We start from the raw sequence: 18,134 nt of genomic DNA on the forward strand, positions 1-18,134 counted from the left end.
ATGTCGAAGGACACTGGATCAAGCGATACTACGTCGAAGGACGCCGTCGAGAACCTCGTCAGGGAGAGCTCGGCCTTCGAGACCATTCAGCGCCGGCTGACCACCCAGTCAAGCGAGCTGGGCGCGTCGGTGACGCGTTTGAACGACGCGCGCGCCGAGGTTTTCGGTACCAGCAACATGGCGCTGTTGGGCCGCGCCCGGGTGCGTACCGAGAACAACGCCGTCGCCCGCGACATGGTGCGTATCGGCGGCCAGATTCTGTTCGGCTTCAATGTTCAGCTAGGGCTTCGCAAGGCGCTCGAGGCAAGCGACGTCTTCGCGCTTTATCATCTCAAGGATGACGACGACGGGCTCGAACTCACCGAAAGCACGTTGGCCGATAGCTTTCTAACCGACGAGCAGTTCGTCCGCGACTTTCGCGAGCTACAGCAGTATTACAGCAACGCCACGCTTTCGCAGATGGCCACGTTAAGCGGCAAGCTATTGGTGGCGTTTCAGATCGGTGAAAAGCTCACCGACTTGCGGGTTTTCCGCTGGGAGCTCAGCGCCCAGGGCGAGGTAAGCCGCTATATCGACAACCGCGGCGAGCGCGACCTGGTCTTTCCCGAGCGCTTCGCTTTCGCCTGGCAAAGCGCCGGGCGCGATATGCAGGAGCAGGGCCGTGCGCCGCACCTGAACATTCTCGATACGGTGTTCGTCGACAACCTGGGCGGCAACATCACGTTCAAGATCGAGAACAACACCAAAAGCGGCGAAGGGATCTTCAGCGACCCGGTCGATTCGGACTCCCAGTCGCTGGACGATGCCACCTTCGAGTACGCCGACCTGGGCGCGGTGCTGCTGGTGCGCATTCTGCCCTTCAACGAAGCCGAATGGCGCTACTACCTGTTCAATCGCGGCGAGCAGCACGTCAAACGCATCGACGCCATGGCGGGCTCGGTGGTCGAGCTTCCGGAAAACCACGGCATCATCTTTCCCACCGGGTGCTACCTCAACAATGGCGAGCTGACCACGTTCGAGGTGCCCGAAGAGGATCTGCGCTTCAAGCGCGTCGTGCGCTCGCCCAATGGCGAGGACGTGCTCTACGTGTTCTACGCCGTGAGTACCGGGCAGGTCGTGCTGTACCGCTACAACCTGATCCGCAAAGAGGTCGACACGCCCATGGTCGGCCATGGCGCCGCGGTGCTCGAAAACGGCCACCTGGCGATTTTCTACGCCGAGGACGAGCCGACCCTGGTGCACCCCATTCAGGTGTGGGCGACGCCGTTCATGTCCGAAGGCTTTCACGCCCAGGAGGCGGTGCGCAACGACACGCCCATGGGGCGGATCGGCAACCCGGAGCTGGTGCGCGGCATCGCCGAGCTCAACAGCATCGTTCAACTGGCCGGCGACGGTCAGGCCAACGAGCGCCACTTCAACGCCATCATCCGCCGGGTGGACCGCACGCTGAATCAGTTCTACTGGATGGGCGAGGCGGACTTCTCCGCCATTCACGCCGTGCTCGAACAGCTCAAGCACACCGCCGAGCTGATGCTCGACGAGTACGAGAAAGTACAGGCGATCCGCGCGCAGACCGCCGAGGCCCTGAATGAGCTCGAAAAGGCCCAGTCGGCGCTTCTGCGCGAGCTCAAGCCGAGCAGCTGGAAAACGCCGGATCTGTTCGTCACCTACCTGAAAAAGCTGCGCGATCACCGCGGGCGGCTGATGGCGCTGGGCGAGCGGCGCTATCTCGATACGGCGCGCCTGGCCGAGCTCGAACAGGCGCTGGATAAAGCCGAGGCGTCGCTGACCGAGCAGACGTTTTCGTTTCTCGCAACGCCCGAGGCGCTCGAGGGGTATCGCGCCACCCTCGACGAGATCAAAACCGCGGTCAGCGAAGCGGAAAACCGCAAGGCGCTGGCGGAGTGCGTCGAGCGCTACCGCGAGCTGACCGCCGGTCTCGACATGATCCAGGGACTGCTCTCGTCGATGCCCGGCGGCGACGCCCAAGAGCAGACGCGCATTACCGAGAATATCTCGAGCATCTACGCCAGCATCAACCAGCAGCGCTCGAAAGCCGAAATCCGCCTGCGCGAGCAGGGCAGCGCCGAGGCCCAGGCCCAGTTCGCCGCCCAGATTCGCCTGTTCGAGCAGAGCCTGGCCAACGGCGTGGGCGCCCTTCGCGAGCCGGATGACTGCGACCAGCTGATGACGCGCATCCTCGACCAGCTTCAAGAGCTCGAGAGCCAGTTCGGCGAGTATGACGAATTCTTGACCACGATCCTCGAGCAGCGTGAAAGCGCCCACGAGAGCATCGAAAGCCGCCGCCAGCAGCTTCAGGACGAGCGCCAGCGCCGCGTTACCACCCTGACCGACGCCAGCCGGCGCATTCTCGACAACGTCGTCCAGCGCACCGAGCGCTTCGAAACCCTCGAGGAGCTGCACAGCTTCTTCGCCGCCGATGCCATGGTGGGTAAGGTGCGCAGCATGGTGGAGGAGCTGCGCGGCTTCGGCGCCAATCTGGAGGCCGACGACATCGGCGGGCGCCTGCGCGCCTCCCAGGACGCGGCGCTGCGCAGCGTGCGCGACCGCGCCGATATCTTCGAATCCGGCGGCAACGTGATTCGCCTGGGCCCGCGCCACCGCTTCAGCGTCAACCAGCAGCATCTGGATTTGACCCTGGTACCGCGGGACGAGCGCATCATGCTGCACCTGACCGGCACCCAGTATTACGAGCCGCTGACGGATGAGCGCCTGAGTGCGCTTAGCGGCTACTGGAGCATGTCGCTGCCTTCCGAGAGCCGCCAGGTCTACCGGGCGGAGTACCTGGCCTACCGCTTCATGGAGGAGCTTGCTAAGCCCGACGCCGCGCCCATTAATGTTGAAGACACCGAGGCGCTCCAGCGCGAGATTGCCACGTTTGCCTCGCCGCGTTACCGGGAAGGCTACGAGAAGGGCATCCACGACCACGACGCCGCCTTGATCGTGCGCACGCTGTGGCCCGCCCGCCAGAGCGCCGGGCTGCTCGGCTTCGGGCCGCTGCCGCGGGCGTTGGCCATGCTGTTCTGGGCCGACCGCTTGAGTGACGACGAAGCCGCGCGCAACCTGCGCGCGCGCTGCCTGTCCGCGGGCATTTTGAGCCGCATCATGCAAAGCGAAGACCTGCTGCGCGCGCTGATCGACGAGATCGCGCCAAAGCTAAGCGCCTTTGTTGAGCACCATACGCTCCCCGGCGGTCCCGCCGAGCGCGACAGCGCCGCGGAGTTTCTGGTGCGCCAGCTTGCCGAGGAAGGCGAAGCGTTCTCGACCACGCAATACGCCGCGGCCCTCACCGAGGGCTTTATCGAGACCATGCAGCGCCAGGGGCACTACGCCCATTTTCAGGAGGCGCTGGCGGTGGTCAAAGGCCAGCCCGGCGCGCGCTGGACGATTACGTCCCACTGGCTCCAGGCCCACGCCCGCCAGGCCGGCCAGCAGGGCGTGCTGCACTATCTGCCCGAAGCCATTGCCCTACTCAACACCGCCCAGCGGCTGACGCCGAGTGCCCACAGTGTCGAGCTCGCCTTTACCGTCGAGGGGCTGATTGGCCAACACGAACGGTTGGATCAGCAGAGCCTTGCGCTACAGCTCGACGACTTCCAACAGCGGCTGCGCCACCACGAGCACGTGGTGATTCGCGACTGGACACAGCTTCAGGAGCGCCGCCAGATCATTCTGCGCGAGCAGCGCGAACGCTTAAGGCTCGAGGAGTACCTGCCCAAGCCGCTGAACTCCTTTGTGCGCAACAAGCTGATTACAGAGAGCTACCTGCCCATCATCGGCGACAACCTCGCCAAGCAGATGGGCACCGTCGGTGAGTCGCGCAGCACCGATAACAGCGGCCTGTTGATGATGATCTCGCCGCCGGGTTACGGCAAAACGACGCTGATGGAGTACGTTGCCAACCGGCTGGGGCTGATTTTCATGAAGATCAACTGCCCAAGCCTTGGTCACGACGTGACGTCGCTGGACCCGGAGTCCGCCACCCACTCCACCGCGCGGGCCGAGTTGATCAAGCTGAACCTGGCCTTCGAGATGGGTAACAACGTCATGCTCTATCTCGATGACATTCAGCACACGCACCCGGAGTTTTTGCAGAAGTTCATCTCGCTGTGCGACGGCAGCCGGCGAATCGACGGCATCTGGAACGGGCGCACCCAAACCTACGACATGCGCGGCAAGCGTTTCTGCATCGCCATGGCGGGCAACCCCTACACCGAAAGCGGCGACGTCTTCAAGGTGCCGGACATGCTCGCCAACCGCGCCGATGTCTACAACCTGGGCGACGTATTGAGCGGCATGGAAGAGGTGTTCGCGCTCTCCTATATCGAGAACTCGATGAGCGCCAACACGGTGCTGGCGCCGCTTTCTACCCGCGGGCTGGACGACTTCTACCGCTTCGTCGACCAGGCCCAGGGGCGCGAGGTGCCCAGCACCGACTTCGAGCACGACTACAGCGGCGCAGAGCGCGAAGAGATCCTGGCCGTGCTCAAGAACATGTTCAAGGTGCGCGAGGTGGTTCTACGGGTCAATCAGCAGTACATCGCCTCCAGCGCCCAGGCCGATGAGTACCGCACCGAGCCGCCGTTTCGCCTTCAAGGCAGCTACCGCAACATGAACCGCCTGGCGGAGAAGATATCGCCCATCCTCAGCGACGCCGAGCTCGAGGCGATCATCGACGACCACTACGTGGGCGAAGCGCAGCTTCTCACCCAGGGCGCGGAGGAGAACCTGCTCAAGCTCAAGGAGCTGCGCGGCACGCTAAGCGAGAAGGAAAAAGCGCGCTGGGACGAGATCAAGCGCGAGTTCAAGCGCCGCCAGCTCACCGGCGGCGACGAAGAAACCGGCGCGTTGGTGGTGCGCCAACTGAGTTTGATTGCCGAAGGTGTTGGGCAGTGGGGCAAGACGCGCCAGGACGAAGGCTGATGAGGCCTTATGACGTACCGGGTGTGACAGCCGAAAACACGTTTTTTCAAGGAGTTCGACCATGAGTGGCAAGCCAGCAGCACGTGTGACCGACGACACCGCGTGCCCGATCCCCGGGCACGGAACCAACCCGCTGGTCGAGGGCTCCCCCGACGTGTTTCACGACGGATTGTCCGCGGCACGGCTCGGCGACAAGTCGGCCTGTGGAAGCCCCATCACCGGGACCGTTTCCTCCACGGTATTCATCAACGGCAAGCCCGCCGCCGTTCTCAGTAGCGTCGGCGCCCACGGCAATACCGTGATCGAAGGCTCGGGCACGGTCATTATTGGCGATGTTTGAAGTCGGGCCGCGTTGTCGCGGCCTCGCAGGTACGCCCGACTTACCCGCGCTATTCGACGGCGGAAAAAGAATCCTCGCTCATTAAAACACTCGGGAGATCCTAATGCCGATCAGTTAAGCTTGGCTAGCCCCTGTGGGACGGAGATTTAGCTCGCGACGGGTGGCTTGGCCAGGGCGCCTGACGGCGCCATTCGCCGAATGGTCGGACTACCGCTGAAGCGGGCTCCACAACAACGAAATCTTGCATCCATCCCTTGTAGGAGCAGGCTTCAGCCAGCGATGCAGCGCAACGCGCTGCCGGGGTTGGTGATGATGGCAACCAAAAGTGCCGTCGCCACCGAAGGGCGGCTATCGCCGCCATCGCCCAATGGAATTGGGCTCCTACAATGGAGTCGTGCCCCATCTCCCGTAAGAGCAGGCTTTAGCCAGCGACGCAGCGCAACGCGCTGCTACAATAGATTTACCGCTCGTTATGGGTAGGCAAAAGCCTTAACTGATCGGCATTACCCGGGAGATCCGGCTTTTATGGGTGTTCTTGAAGCCACTGGCGAATCTCTAGCGCCTTAAGGGTTCTTGGCCGGGCATCGCATGCGCCTTCGCCCACTTCTGCCCACTAATTCAGGGGAGGCTGCTGTGAAATTACCCTTTGATCTGGCCGAAGAATTAGCTAAACATCCCCATTTACTGGAAATCCCCGGCAATCTTTTAATGAAAGGCGGACCCGAAGAGTATATCGGCGCCGTGATCTGCCTTCGAGGTACGCTCTACTTCAAGAATGCGCATACACCTGAGGTGCGCGAGGCGCTGTGCCATTGCTTCGATGCGTTCAAACGTCTGGCCGAGCCCCACCTTACCTGGCTGTGGCGCGAAGAGCCGCCAGAGGGAAGCCCATTGACGCCTTATGCCCAGGCTCGGTCGCTGCGCGAGATGTTGTCTCGCATGGATGAAAATTATCCTCTGAGTTTTTATTACACCAGCGGTCAACAGTCTAATGATGCAAGTGACTGGTACTTTAGAATATTTGGCAGTGCAGGGTGGGAGTCCAATATTGGGCGTGATCTTAGTGTAATTGTGTTTTCTATTCCGCTACTTTACCAAGAGCAACATTCTCTCGAGTTTCTGCATTTGTTCCAGGACTGCGCGCGACAGCTCAATGCGGAACATGGCTATGCAGGGTATGCCTTCAACCTTTCGGTGACAAATCGTGGAGAGAACGAGCCCACAGAAGCCTTCATGGCCGAGCGCATGCCAGGTTTGGACGCAGGAACGGCAGCTTTATTGACCAATCGACCGGAGTTCAAAAAAGGCAAAATCAAGACGGTCAGCTGGCTGACACTGCTCGACCAGGAGCGTTTACAGCGGGTTGGCGGGCTCAATGCCTTAAAAGCACAACTGCCCAACAGCCACTTTGCCTTTTATGAAGCAGGCTCGAGCGTGGTGATTCAAGCGGGGGCCTATCCGTACATTGCTGGCGATGCCGAAGGTACCAGACCAGCCCCTTACGTGCTGTTGAATCATCTGCTCAAGGATATCCGTTGCGAAACGGTCGGGGGTCTACACGGCGGCTCCCGCCACGGCGAGCTGCGCCTGACCGGCTGGGCGGCGGACCAGTGGTTGAAGCGCCTGGATGTGGATGAGCAGGAGGTTCCGACTTGGCGAGCCCAACTGCTGGAGCAGGAACCGCGGCTGGACAACACCAATAGCCTGCCCGAGCGGTTATAGCGTCAGGTCCAGTGCCGTGCTGAACAAGTATCCCCTGGGCCCGCCTTGCGCGTTTATTCGACGGCGGAAAACGGGTTCTCGGCCATCAGGAACGCCCGCAGGTCCGGCTTTTGCGGGTGGTCGTGAAGCCATTGGCGAATCGCTAGCGCCTTCTCGTAATCGCTATCGCCAAACTTCTGGCGGTAGAGGTCGGCGAAGGTGTCGCTGGTTCTTTCCGCGCGAATGCGCTGCTGCCAGTGATCGGTGAGAATGGCGTTCAGATTACCCGCCAGGCCTTCCGCCACCAGCATTTCCCACTCGCCCCGATTGAGCCAGACCCCGCCGACCCGCGCGCTGTAGTCCAGGCGGTGGCTGTGGTCCTTGCTGATACGAAACTTGCTCATGATGCCGCCGGTGACCGGGCAGATCATCGCGCCCACGGTGTCTTCGGCATCGATGTTTTCGATGTGGTCGTCGTCGAACACGTGCTCGGGGTGGCGCTCTTTCCAGCTGATATAGTCTTCGATCAAGAGCCAGTTGCCGCCGCAATTTTCGCAGGTATGACAGCGAAAGAGCGAGTCGAGAAAACTGGGAACGAGTTTGCCTTCTTGGCAGGCCGTACACTTCATGGGGCGCTTCCTTGAATGAGTCAGTGTTCGAGACACTTCTGTCGAACCAACGGGCGATGCCCGGCCGCTTTTGGCGGGCTCCCAGGCACTCCGGTTAGCCTACTCGAACGGTCTCTAATATACAAAACGGCAAAGAAGGCTTTGGCCGCACGAAGGCTCAAGGGCGGCCGCTGCGCAGGGAGTGAGAAAGCGTCTGGCTTATCATCCGCCGCTGGAGTTGACGTTGGTGGCTATTCAGGTGATCGTCACAGCGTCTTCACCCGGTGGGGGCGTGCTTTTTTAGGTCACTGAATGGAAAGGGAAGTGTATCGCGTGGCGAGAACCCAGGATGAAATTCGGCAAACCAACGTCAAGAACATTCTCGAGGCGGCGGAGCAGCTGTTTGCGGAAAAGGGCTACGCCGGCGCCTCCATGGCCGAGATCGCCGCCCGGGCGGGGCTGCCCAAGTCCAATGTGCACTACTACTTCTCGACTAAAGAGGCGCTCTATCAGGAGGTGCTGCTGGCCCTGTTAGCGCTTTGGAAACAGGATGCGCTCTGCTTCGAGCTCTACGATGACCCTCGCGTGGTGCTTTCGAGCTATATTCGCGCCAAGATGAACCACTCGCGCTATCGCCCCCAGGGCTCGAAAGTATGGGCGGCGGAGGTGATGCAGGGGGCGCCGATCCTCAAGGAGCGCCTGCGCGAGAACCTGTTCGATTGGGCCAAGCTCAAAGAGGCCAAGATCGCCGAATGGGTCGCCTCCGAGCAGATCGCGCCGGTCGACCCTTCTCACTTGCTTTATATGATTTGGGCCACCACCCAGCACTACGCCGACTTCGACTACCAGGTCGAACTGCTCAACGACGACCAGCCACTTAGCGACATGCAGTTCGAGAAGGCGGTGCAGTCGGTGACCTCGATCGTGCTGCGCGGGATTGGGCTCTCGGTGTAGCCACCGCCCGGGGCGTGCTTTCCGCTTCTGAAAAGCGGCTTTGAAAGGTTGGCGCTACAGACCGGCAGGCGGGCCGAGTACGCTATGTCTCCTGACCCCAAAGGAGAACGAAATGACGGCTTACTATCTATGCGCGCGTATCCGCGCCACCGACTTCCAGCGCCTCGATGAAACCCGGGAAAGACTTCTGCAGCTGGAGGCAGCGACCCAAAATGAGCCTGCCTGCCATCAGTTTCAGGTGCTGGAAGATAGCGCGCGGGCCGGGGATTTTTTGCTCTGGGAGTGCTGGGAAGGCAAGGCGGGGCTAAAGGCCCACTACGAGGCACCGCACACCCAAGCGCTGCTGGAAGCGAAGCTCACCGAGATCATCGAGATTACCGAGCTGGCGCCGCCAGGCGCCGGCCGCGCCGCTTAAAGCCGCAGGTTATCCTGGCGCACATCGAGCTGCGCCAGACGCTGCTTCAATAAACCGGGAAAGCGGGTGTACCAGGTCTGGTTGAGCGGAGAGGGGTGGGGCAGCGGGTGAAGCGTGACGCTGCGCGCCTCGCCCTTACCGTCTTCGAGGGTCACATCGATACTGCTCTCGAAGCGGTCGTCACGTTTCCAGAACGCCTCGAGCCGGGCGCGCTCCTCCTTGGAACGATTAATCCCGAACCACAAAAACGCCTCGCGCCCCAGGGTGATCAAATCCTGGCCCTGCCAGTCTGCAACTACTACCTCGCTGATCAAGGGATGGAAGCGGCGTTTGACCTTCATCGACCACGCCTTGTTGCCGGTAGGCTTATAGGGCACGGTGTTGATCCAGAAAAAGTGCTCACCCACTGCGCGGGAGGCCTCGAAATTCGGCATTTCTTCGCCGTAAAGGCGCTGATAAAGCGCTTTTCTCACCAGTTGGCCGCCGGCGCCGATGAAGGGGTCGCCATGGCGGACCTCGTCCCGGCCCGGGTCGCGGCCGAAAAAGCCGACCCGCAAATGGGGCTCGCCCAGGCCGATGATCGGTTTAAGCGGGTCGCGCTCGAAGCGCGCGTACACCTCGAGATCGATCCCGTCGGTCTCGGCGGCCAGGGCTTCGAAGTGTTCGAGTTGGCGCGGCGTGAGGGACATCGTTTACTCGAACCACTCCTGGGCGGTGCGCCACACGCACATGCCGACAAAATAAACGGAGGATATCGCAAGCCCCACCAGCGCCCAGCCTGCGTGTTGCGGGCTTGAAAGCACCAGCGCGGTGGCGCACACGCACCATAACAGCGTGATGGCGATATTGACCGGCATGAACCGGCGCACTCGGAAGGGGTGAAGGAACTTCATCCTGGTAACGGTGAGCACGGCCAGAAAGATGATGCCGGCAAAGGTGACCCAGGCGGGGAAGCCGAGAATATAGAAGTAGACCGCGGCGATATTCCAGGCCGCGGGAAAGCCGACGAAGTAGTTATCCTGGCTTTTCATGTCCACGTTGCAAAAGCAGAACATCGACGAAAGCAGGATGGTGAAGACCGCCAGCAGCTCGAACCCGGCGGGCAGGTCGATGAAGTAGTAGATGAAAAGCGCCGGAATGAACGCCCAGGTCAGGTAATCGATGACCATGTCCAGGGTGGAGCCGTCGAAGTGCGGGAGTATCGTTTTGACCTCGTACTTGCGTGCAAGCGTGCCGTCGAAACCGTCGATCATCATCGCCGCGCCTAGCCACAAAAGGCAGGCCACCGGATTGTTATCGACCAGCGCCAGAAGCGCCATGGTGCCCAGCAGCACACCGCTGGCCGTTAACACGTGCACGCTCCACGCCTTGTATCGTGATGCGTGTGAGGGGGCGGGTGAAGAGAGCGGTTGAGCCACGTTAACCTCATGGGGAACGCCGTGTTCCCGGACTGTTGGGTGTATAGATGTGCGTTTAAAGCGCTACCCTACTACAAGACGCTGCACCGGGAATACGTGACCCGATGGCGTTCTTTTGGTCGCGGGCGCTTTGAAGACGCCAGGCGGCTTTAATGAAGATAGCTGAAACATTGAAGCCGCGGGCGTTTAAGATGCTTGCCGCATTAGCCGGTGACGCCGCTTGACGGGTCGCGCGTTACCTCGAGCCACGCCTGGCTGAGCCAGCGGCCGGCGCGGGAAAGTTCGTCCTCACTCGCTCCGGCGTAGCCCAGCACCAACCCGGCACGCTGGGGCTGGCCCATATAGTAGCGGGAAAGCGGTGACAGCGTCACTTCAGCCTTTCGCGCCTTATCGACGAGCGCGCGCTCTTGCTGCACGTTTTCAAGCTCGGCGACCAGGTGCATACCGGCATGGCCGGACGACAGGGCCAGCCCGGCTTCGACTGCCGGTGCCAGCGCCCGGCGCAGGCAGGCCTGGCGCTGGCGGTAGTAGCCACGCATCCGCCCGATATGGCGGGAAAAATCCCCCTTCGTGATGAACTCGGCCAGTGCCGCCTGCAGCGGGTAATGCCCCTCGCGGTGAAGGCGGGCGTTGGCCAGCCGGAAGGTATCCGCCAGCGCCTCGGGCAGCACGATATAACCCAGCCGAAGCCCGGGGTAGAGCACCTTGCTGAAGGTGCCGATGTAAATGACCCGCGCCGTCTCCGACAACCCCTGAAGCGACGGGGCCGGCGCAATATCGTAGCGAAACTCGCTGTCGTAGTCGTCCTCGACCAGCCAGGCATCCTGGGCGGCGGCCTGCTCCAAAAGCGCCAGGCGCCTGGGCACCGGCATGGTCACCCCGGTGGGGTACTGATGCGAAGGCGTGACGTAAATAAGCCTTGGCGGCTTGGAGCCCGCCGGGCAGCGCGCCGGGTTTAGGCCGTTGTCATCCACCGGCACGGGGATCAGATCGAGCCCGGCGGCCAGAAAACTGGTTTGCGCCCCGCCGTAGCCCGGCTCCTCCACCCATACGCCGTCGCCGGGGTCGGTCAAGAGCTGGGTGATGAGTTCGAACGCCTGCTGGGCACCCTGGGTAATCACTATCTGCGCCGGGCGGCAGCGCACCGCGCGCGAGAGCGTCAGATACTCGCACAGCGCTTCTTTTAAAGCGGGCAGGCCGCCTTGCGTTTGATAGCCAAGCCACTGGCTTTCGGCCTGGCGGTAGTGGCGGCGTAAAAGGCGCTGCCACTGGGCGTGGGGGAAAAGGTCGAGCCCCGGAACGCCGGGGGCAAACGCCAGGTGCTCTTCGCTTAGCGTGGCGCAGCGCGCCATCAGCGCCTGGCCCCGTTGGGACGGGCTGAACGCGGCGGGCGGCGGCGGCGCATTAGGGGCGGCGAAAGCGGGCAGCTCGGCAACGTAAAGCCCCGCGCCCTTTTTCGAGACCACCAGGCCCTCTGCCACCAGCCGCTCTAACGCGGCGAGTACCGTGTTGCGGCCAAGCGCTAGCCCGCCTGCCAGCCGCCGTGACGAAGGCAAACGGCTGCCGGCGCCCAGCTCGCCGCGCTGTATCCAGTCGCGAAGCGTGGTGTAGAGCTGGCGGTTCAGCGGCGTGGCGGTGTGCGGGGCGACCCGCAGTGCCAGGGCATCGATGATCCAATCACTGGCGGTAGCGCGCTGGCTCACTGGTTCCCCCGATATTACAAAAAGTGGCTCTTACCAAGGGGCCACTATAGCGCGAGACTGAATCGTCCAACAGCCAGTCAAGAGGAAAAGCCCATGACGATCAGAGCCGCCGTAATGAACGATCTCGAAGCGTTGACCGTGCTGCTGGATGCGTACCGTCAGTTCTACCAGCAGCCCGGCGATGTAAGCGCCGCCCGCCATTTTCTGGAACAGCGCTTCGGGCTGGGGGACTCGTTCATTTTGGTCAGCGAAGACGCACGCGGCGAACTCGACGGGTTCGTGCAGATATTTCCCGGGCTCTCCACCGTCGGCCTGAACGCGCGCTGGACGCTCAACGATCTTTACGTCGACCCAGGCGCCCGCCAGCAAGGGGCTGGCCGGGCGCTAATGGAGGCTGCGGCATCGCTTGCCCACGAGCACGGCGTGGCACGGCTAGTGCTGATGACCCAGGTCGAAAACGAACCGGCCCAGCGCCTTTACGAAACACTGGGCTGGCAGCGCAACACGGCCTTCTACAGCTACCTGTTGAATACCTGATAAAGGAGCCATTCGTGACCGACACACCTTCTTCCGCGGTGCTCGCCTTCCCGCCTGCGGCCCCTTCCGATATGGCCAAAGCGATGTACGACAAGCTCTGCTACCACACCGATGCCTGGGATCTGGCCCAGGATCTCGCCAACGACGTCGAGGAGGTCGTGGTGATCGACACGCGAAGTGTCGAGCACTACTGCGCCGGGCACATTCCCGGGGCGGTGAGCTTTCCCCACCGGGAAATGACGCCCGAGCGGCTTGCCGCACTCGACCCCTCGAAAGTGTACGTCACCTACTGCGACGGCATCGGTTGTAACGGCTCGACCAAGGGCGCGTGGAAGCTGGCAAGTGCCGGCTTTCGTGTAAAGGAGCTTTTAGGCGGGCTGGATTTCTGGCGCCGGGACGCGCACCCGGTACAGGCAGGGGAAGAGCGGGGGCGTCTTTTGAAAGCGCCGCTTGCGGAGTGCGGCTGCTAGCCTAAAAAACCGGGGCCCGGCAAAGGCCGGGCCCCGTGCGGTTACACTTCGCTTAGCTTGCGCGCGCAGTAGAGGTTTTCCATGGTGTTAAGGCAGGCGCTTGCCGCTTCCTTGCCCTTGGCCAGGAAGTGCTGGAAGTAGAAGTCGTGATGGGTGGCGTGCTCGTGGAAGTGGTGCGGGGTGAGCACCACCGAGATCACCGGGACCTGGGTGTCGAGTTGGACGCGCATCATGCCGTCGATCACCGCGTGGGCGACGAAGTCGTGGCGGTAGATGCCGCCATCCACCACGAAGCCTGCGCCGACGATCGCCCCATAGCGGCCGCTTTCGGCTAGCACTTTCGCCTGTAGCGGAATTTCATAAGCGCCGGAAACGGTAAAGACATCGACCTGATCGGCTTTGAGGCCTTTTTGCTCGATTTCTGCGATAAACGCCTGGTATGCCTGACCGACGATGTCGCCATGCCAGTGGCCCTGAATGAAGGCGATACGCTGAGACGTAGTGTGCGAGGAAAGCTCTAACGGAAAGGTCTGATTCATGGTCATTCTCATTGAATAAAGTGCCAGAATCAGGGCATGCGGCGCCCGCCCGCCACGCCCTTGCACGCGCCCAGAGGTACGCATAAAAGCGGGTAGCGGCGCCGTTCTCTTTCATCCGGACTATCACCGTCGGCTTCGGAGTCTCACCGAATCTGCTGACCTCCAACATAAGGCTGGAGCGCTCGCGGGCTTGGGCGTTTAGTGCGCCATCACCGCCGGTGGGGACTTGCACCCCGCCCTGAGAACGTCGCTGATCGCTCACACCGTATCGGCGCGAGCCGTTAGCCCGCTTAGTGTACGCACAAGGGCCCTGCGCCGCCAGCGGCGCAGGGCCCTTGTACTGATCGATTTAAAGCGCTTAGCGTGTGTCGTTGAGCGAGCAGACATCCACCCACTCGGCGTGCACCAGCTCGGCGAGCCGTTCCGGGGCGATGCGTACGGCGCTGTTGCCGGAACCCGCGGCGGGCAGCACTTCATCGAAGCGCTTGAGCGAGGCATCGCAGTAAACGGGCACGTCGGCGGCAAGACCGAACGGGCAGACACCGCCCACCGGGTGGCTGGTCAGCTCCATCACCGTATCGGCGTCGAGCATCGTCGCCTTGCCTTCGAATCGCGCGCGGATCTTGGCGTTGTCGATGCGCACGTCCCCGGCGGCTACGATCAAAAGCGGTTTCTCGTTCACCTTGAAGGCGAGCGTCTTGGCGATTTGGCCCGGCTCGACGCCGTGGGTTTGGGCCGCCTCGGCCACGGTCGCCGTGCTCTCGTTGGATTCAATGATCTCGATGTCCGGGGCGTGCTCGGCCAGAAAACTGCGCACGGTTTCAACGCTCATACATCCACCTCCTTGTTGGGAACCGTTTCAGATTAACGCGGTTTTTTCGACTCAGCCAATCCAGTTTGGGGTGACGATGCGCGAGGGCTCGCGCTGCATGATGGTCTCGCCGTTTCGCACCGAGAGCAGCACGTCGCCCTGGTTGCGCAGCACGCTGTAGTCGTCCTCGCCGTCCAGTACGTTGAAGCTTGCCGGCTTGCCCACTTCGATGCCGTAGCGCTCCTGGATATTGAGCGTGCGCGCGCTGTTGTCGGTTACAAGCGACAGCGCCTGACTGAAGTCCTTGTAGCCCATCATCTGACAGATATGCAGGCCGAAATCCAGCGTACGCAAGAGCTTGCCATTACCCAGCGAATACCAGGGATCAAAAATCGAGTCCTCGGCGAAGCAGACGTTGATCCCCGCCTCATTGAGCTCTTTAACGCGGGTCACGCCGCGGCGTTTGGGGTAGGTGTCGAAGCGCCCCTGCAAGTGAATACTCTCGGTCGGGCAGGAGATGAAGTTAATGCCTGACTTCTTGAGTAACAAGAAGAGCTTCGAGCAGTAAGCGTTATCGTAGGAGTGCATGGCCACGGTGTGGCTGGCGGTCACCCGCGAGCCCAGGTCGTTGAACAGCGCCTCGGCCGCCAGTACTTCGAGAAAGCGCGAGTTGGGGTCGTCGATCTCGTCGCAGTGCACGTCGACCAGCCGGTCGTACTTCAGGGCCAACTCGATGACGCGCTTCATGGAGGCCACGCCAAGCTCCCGGGTGTACTCGAAGTGGGGGATGCCGCCGACCACGTCGGCGCCGATCTCCAGCGCCTCTTCCATGAGCTTGTCGCCGCCGGGGTAGGAGAGCAGCCCATCCTGGGGAAACGCCACCACCTGAATCTCGATCTTGTCCTTCAATTCGTCGCGCAGTTTACATAGCGTGCGCAGGCCGACCAGGCTCGGGTCGCTGGTGTCGGCGTGGGTGCGCACGAACTGCACGCCGTTGCCGATCAGCAGGTTCAGCGTTTTATATACGCGCTCGCGAATATCGTTTTCCGAGAGCAGCGGCTTGCGCTCGCCCCAGCGCTCGATGCCTTCGAACAGCGTGCCGCTCTCGTTCCAGGCAGGCTCGCCGGCGGTCAGCGCGGCGTCCAGGTGAATATGGGGTTCGATGAAAGGCGCGCAGACCAGTTGGCCTTTGGCATCGGTTTGTTCTGGTGTCGCCTGATTGTGCCCGTCCTGGGCAGTAATGGCGCTAAATACGCCGTCCTCGATCGTAAGATGAAAAAGCTCGGAGCGGTGGCGCAGGCGGGCGTTGACGATATCCATGGGAAGCTCACTTATTGTTTAGCGGTAGCGGTAGCGGGTGAGGGGGCGGTTGAAGAAGCCTGGTTCAGGCGAAGCAGTACGGCGTAGCTTAGCGCAGCGGCCAGCACTCCCACCAACGGGGGCAGCAGCGGCGAAAAGTAGGCCGCGCCCGCGCCGAGCGCGTAGGCGGCCAGGCCTCGGCGGTTGAAGTCGGGAAGTCGCGCGGTGTCCAGCGCCGGGTAACGGCCTTTATGTTTCAGCCAAAAATCCGCCATGATGACCCCGCCCATCGGCGGGATGAACGTACCCAGCAACACCAAAAAGGGAATCAGCAGGTTATACATACCGCCCACCGCGAGTACGGTACCGATGGCCGCGCCGGCCACCGTGACCAGCCGGCGGCGTTTAGTGCGCAGCAGGTTACAGCCGGCTACGGCAAAGTTGTAGATGGTGTTGTCCTGGGTGGTCCAGATGTTGAGAAACAGCATCAGCACCGCCATGGAGACGAAGCCCTGGGCGATGAGCACGTCGACGATATCCGCCTGCTGGTAGATCATCGCGCCGAGCGCGCCGGTCAGCACCATCAGGCCGTTGCCGACAAGAAAGGCTGCCAGCGTAGCGATGACCGCAATACGCGGGCTTTTGGCGAAGCGGCTCCAGTTGGTGGCCTGAGTGCCACCGCTAATAAACGTGCCGATGATCACCGTGACCGCCGCGGCCACGCTCATGCTCTCGGTGGGCGTTTGCTGGCCAAGTCCGGCCAGGCCGCCCACGTCCACCAGGCCGGTGAACAGGCTGATCACGATGAACAGCATCATCGCCGGCACGGCAAAACGCGAAAGCCAGTCCATACCGCGGTAACCAATCATCGCCGTGATGCAAAAGCCGAAGCCAAAAAGCACCATTAAGGGGCTTTCCATCCATTCGGGCATCCCCGTGGTGCGTACCAGCACTACCGCAATGGTCGCGGTGCCCCAGGCGTACCAGCCGATCTGGGTAAAGCCGAGGATGAAATCCGACAGCTTGCTGCCTTTTTCGCCAAAGCAGAAGCGTCCCATCAATACGGCGTTCAAGCCGCTTTTGCAGGCGATATAGCCAAGGGCCGCGGCGTAGGTGCCGAGTAGCAAATTGCCCGCCAGAATGATCCATAAAAGCTGGCCGATGGGAAACGCCTGGCCCAGCGAGCCGCCGGCCCACATGGTGGCGGTGAAGAAGGTGAACCCGAGCAGGACCACCGATGTGGATAAAAGCCCCTTGCGAGCGCTTTGGGGTACCTCTTTTAGGGGATAGTCGGAAGTTTGCACGGGCGTGGCCTCATGGTTAGCAACGTAATTGTTCGCAACGTAGTACTAACAATAAGCAATAATAGTGCCAGAACAGGGGCTTAATGGTTTGACGCCAGGTGTCGCCCAGGTTACTTCCATAAAAAAGCCCCTGCCCACCAGGTGGGAGGGGCTTGCGTACCCAAGGGGCGTTACGGCTGGGTTGCTAGTGCGCTGACCACTTCTTCGATCTGTAGCGTCAGGCTTTGCAGGCCGCCGCCGGAAAGATACCAAAGTTCCGGCGAGAGCAGTGCCACCTCGGCATTGTCGGCACCGGCGTCCGCGAGCTGCTGGCGCAGTTCGTCCGCATCCAGCGGCTCCTGGCCGATGGCGGCGCTACGGTCGACGACCAACAGGCGCTCGGGGTCGATCTCGGCGATGGTTTCGGGGGTTAGCGTGACGAAGGTGCGCTCGCCAAACGTGCGTCGTTCGGCGCTCTCGGGGATGTCCTGGGTCGCGACCCCCAGCACCTCGTGGACCACCGGGTTTTCGTTCAGCGAGTAGCTGCCGTCGTTGTGCATGATCACCAGGGTGCGGGGAGCGTCCTCGAGCGCTTCGCGCTGGTTTTCGATTTCGCTGTGTAGCGTTTCCAGCGAGGTTTCGGCTTGCTCTTCGACGCCGGCGTGCTCGGCCAGAGTACGGACGTTGTCGTCGAAGGCGGCCAGGTAGTCGTCACCGCTAATACCGGCATCGAACAGCGGCGCGAGCTCTTCGAACTCTGCTTTCGACTCGTTTTGGCGGCCGGTGTAAACGATCAGCGTCGGTTCGCTCTGTTTGAGCACCTCGAGATCCGGGCTTTTTAGCCCGCCCAGGTCGGTGTACTCGTCGGCGTCGAAGTGAGCAAGGTAGTCCGGCAGCACCTGCTTGGGCAGGCCCACGACCTGGTCGCTTGCGCCCAGCGCGTCCAGGGTGTCCAGGCTACCCAGATCGAAAACGGCGAAGCGCTCATCCGCGTGGGCGGAAGCGCTCATGGCGGCCGCGAGCAGCGACGCCGTGATGACCGGTGTCTTCAGGGCGGCGTTGTTGAGGGGCATTTTTTTCATGATGTCTCCTTTTTGAGAAAGTGTTTTATA

16 protein-coding genes and 1 riboswitch are annotated in these 18,134 nt (G+C 61.8%); of the genes, 7 read left to right on the top strand and 9 right to left on the bottom strand.

Features of this window, described 5'->3' with window-relative positions; translation table 11 throughout:
• From ACWHVV_RS02050 to ACWHVV_RS02060, 3 genes are all read left to right on the top strand, one after another.
• The gene (locus ACWHVV_RS02050; RefSeq protein WP_447927851.1) at window positions 1–4,944 is read left to right on the top strand and encodes a DNA repair ATPase; all 4,944 of its coding nucleotides are present in this window, start codon (window positions 1–3) and stop codon (window positions 4,942–4,944) included.
• A 61-nt stretch (window positions 4,945–5,005) separates the two neighbouring features.
• On the top strand, window positions 5,006–5,284 hold the full coding sequence (locus tag ACWHVV_RS02055) for a PAAR domain-containing protein (RefSeq protein WP_447527622.1): 279 nt from the start codon (window positions 5,006–5,008) through the stop codon (window positions 5,282–5,284).
• A 633-nt stretch (window positions 5,285–5,917) separates the two neighbouring features.
• Window positions 5,918–7,006 carry a type VI immunity family protein gene (locus ACWHVV_RS02060; RefSeq protein ID WP_447927852.1) on the top strand — a complete coding sequence of 363 codons (1,089 nt, stop codon included), beginning with the start codon at window positions 5,918–5,920 and terminating at the stop codon, window positions 7,004–7,006.
• Between the two features lie 53 nt (window positions 7,007–7,059).
• On the opposite strand, the gene ACWHVV_RS02065 is transcribed toward ACWHVV_RS02060, so the two are convergent.
• A complete protein-coding gene (locus tag ACWHVV_RS02065; RefSeq protein WP_447927853.1) occupies window positions 7,060–7,614 on the bottom strand; it encodes a zf-TFIIB domain-containing protein in 555 nt (184 codons plus the stop codon).
• Between the two features lie 312 nt (window positions 7,615–7,926).
• Here ACWHVV_RS02065 and ACWHVV_RS02070 point away from each other — a divergent pair, with 312 nt between their 5' ends.
• Window positions 7,927–8,547, top strand: a complete 621-nt coding sequence (locus ACWHVV_RS02070; RefSeq protein WP_447927854.1) for a TetR family transcriptional regulator C-terminal domain-containing protein — start codon at window positions 7,927–7,929, stop codon at window positions 8,545–8,547.
• Between the two features lie 112 nt (window positions 8,548–8,659).
• Window positions 8,660–8,962, top strand: coding sequence for a putative quinol monooxygenase (locus ACWHVV_RS02075; protein ID WP_447927855.1), 303 nt, complete (start codon window positions 8,660–8,662; stop codon window positions 8,960–8,962).
• Here the strand turns inward: ACWHVV_RS02075 and ACWHVV_RS02080 are convergent.
• The 3 genes from ACWHVV_RS02080 to pdxR form a co-directional block, all read right to left on the bottom strand.
• Window positions 8,959–9,651, bottom strand: a complete 693-nt coding sequence (locus tag ACWHVV_RS02080) for a uracil-DNA glycosylase family protein (protein ID WP_447927856.1) — start codon at window positions 9,649–9,651, stop codon at window positions 8,959–8,961. The two genes, ACWHVV_RS02075 and ACWHVV_RS02080, sit on opposite strands and share 4 nt — an antisense overlap.
• A 3-nt stretch (window positions 9,652–9,654) precedes the next feature.
• Window positions 9,655–10,380, bottom strand: coding sequence for a phosphatidylcholine synthase (gene pcsA / locus ACWHVV_RS02085; protein WP_447927857.1), 726 nt, complete (start codon window positions 10,378–10,380; stop codon window positions 9,655–9,657).
• Between the two features lie 203 nt (window positions 10,381–10,583).
• A complete protein-coding gene (pdxR, locus tag ACWHVV_RS02090) occupies window positions 10,584–12,083 on the bottom strand; it encodes a MocR-like pyridoxine biosynthesis transcription factor PdxR (protein ID WP_447927858.1) in 1,500 nt (499 codons plus the stop codon).
• 93 nt (window positions 12,084–12,176) lie between these two features.
• On the opposite strand from pdxR, the gene ACWHVV_RS02095 reads away from it, so the two are divergent.
• Entirely contained in the window at window positions 12,177–12,620 is a 444-nt protein-coding gene (locus ACWHVV_RS02095; protein WP_447927859.1) for an N-acetyltransferase family protein, read from the top strand.
• A gap of 14 nt (window positions 12,621–12,634) precedes the next feature.
• Complete coding sequence (locus ACWHVV_RS02100) at window positions 12,635–13,090, top strand: rhodanese-like domain-containing protein (protein ID WP_447927860.1); 456 nt, start codon at window positions 12,635–12,637, stop codon at window positions 13,088–13,090.
• Between the two features lie 41 nt (window positions 13,091–13,131).
• On the opposite strand, the gene ACWHVV_RS02105 is transcribed toward ACWHVV_RS02100, so the two are convergent.
• The 5 genes from ACWHVV_RS02105 to ACWHVV_RS02125 all read right to left on the bottom strand — a co-directional run bounded on the left by ACWHVV_RS02105 (window position 13,132) and on the right by ACWHVV_RS02125 (window position 18,104).
• On the bottom strand, window positions 13,132–13,629 hold the full coding sequence (locus ACWHVV_RS02105; RefSeq protein ID WP_447927861.1) for a 6,7-dimethyl-8-ribityllumazine synthase: 498 nt from the start codon (window positions 13,627–13,629) through the stop codon (window positions 13,132–13,134).
• Between the two features lie 99 nt (window positions 13,630–13,728).
• Window positions 13,729–13,879: riboswitch (FMN riboswitch) on the bottom strand.
• Window positions 13,880–13,987: 108 nt separating this feature from the next.
• Window positions 13,988–14,461 carry a YbaK/EbsC family protein gene (locus tag ACWHVV_RS02110; protein ID WP_447927862.1) on the bottom strand — a complete coding sequence of 158 codons (474 nt, stop codon included), beginning with the start codon at window positions 14,459–14,461 and terminating at the stop codon, window positions 13,988–13,990.
• Between the two features lie 51 nt (window positions 14,462–14,512).
• Complete coding sequence (codA, locus tag ACWHVV_RS02115; protein ID WP_447927863.1) at window positions 14,513–15,760, bottom strand: cytosine deaminase; 1,248 nt, start codon at window positions 15,758–15,760, stop codon at window positions 14,513–14,515.
• Between the two features lie 11 nt (window positions 15,761–15,771).
• On the bottom strand, window positions 15,772–17,043 hold the full coding sequence (gene codB / locus ACWHVV_RS02120) for a cytosine permease (protein ID WP_447927864.1): 1,272 nt from the start codon (window positions 17,041–17,043) through the stop codon (window positions 15,772–15,774).
• 170 nt (window positions 17,044–17,213) lie between these two features.
• Window positions 17,214–18,104, bottom strand: a complete 891-nt coding sequence (locus ACWHVV_RS02125; RefSeq protein ID WP_447927865.1) for an ABC transporter substrate-binding protein — start codon at window positions 18,102–18,104, stop codon at window positions 17,214–17,216.
• Window positions 18,105–18,134: the final 30 nt, after the last annotated feature.

Source organism: Vreelandella sp. EE27 (assembly GCF_968206495.1).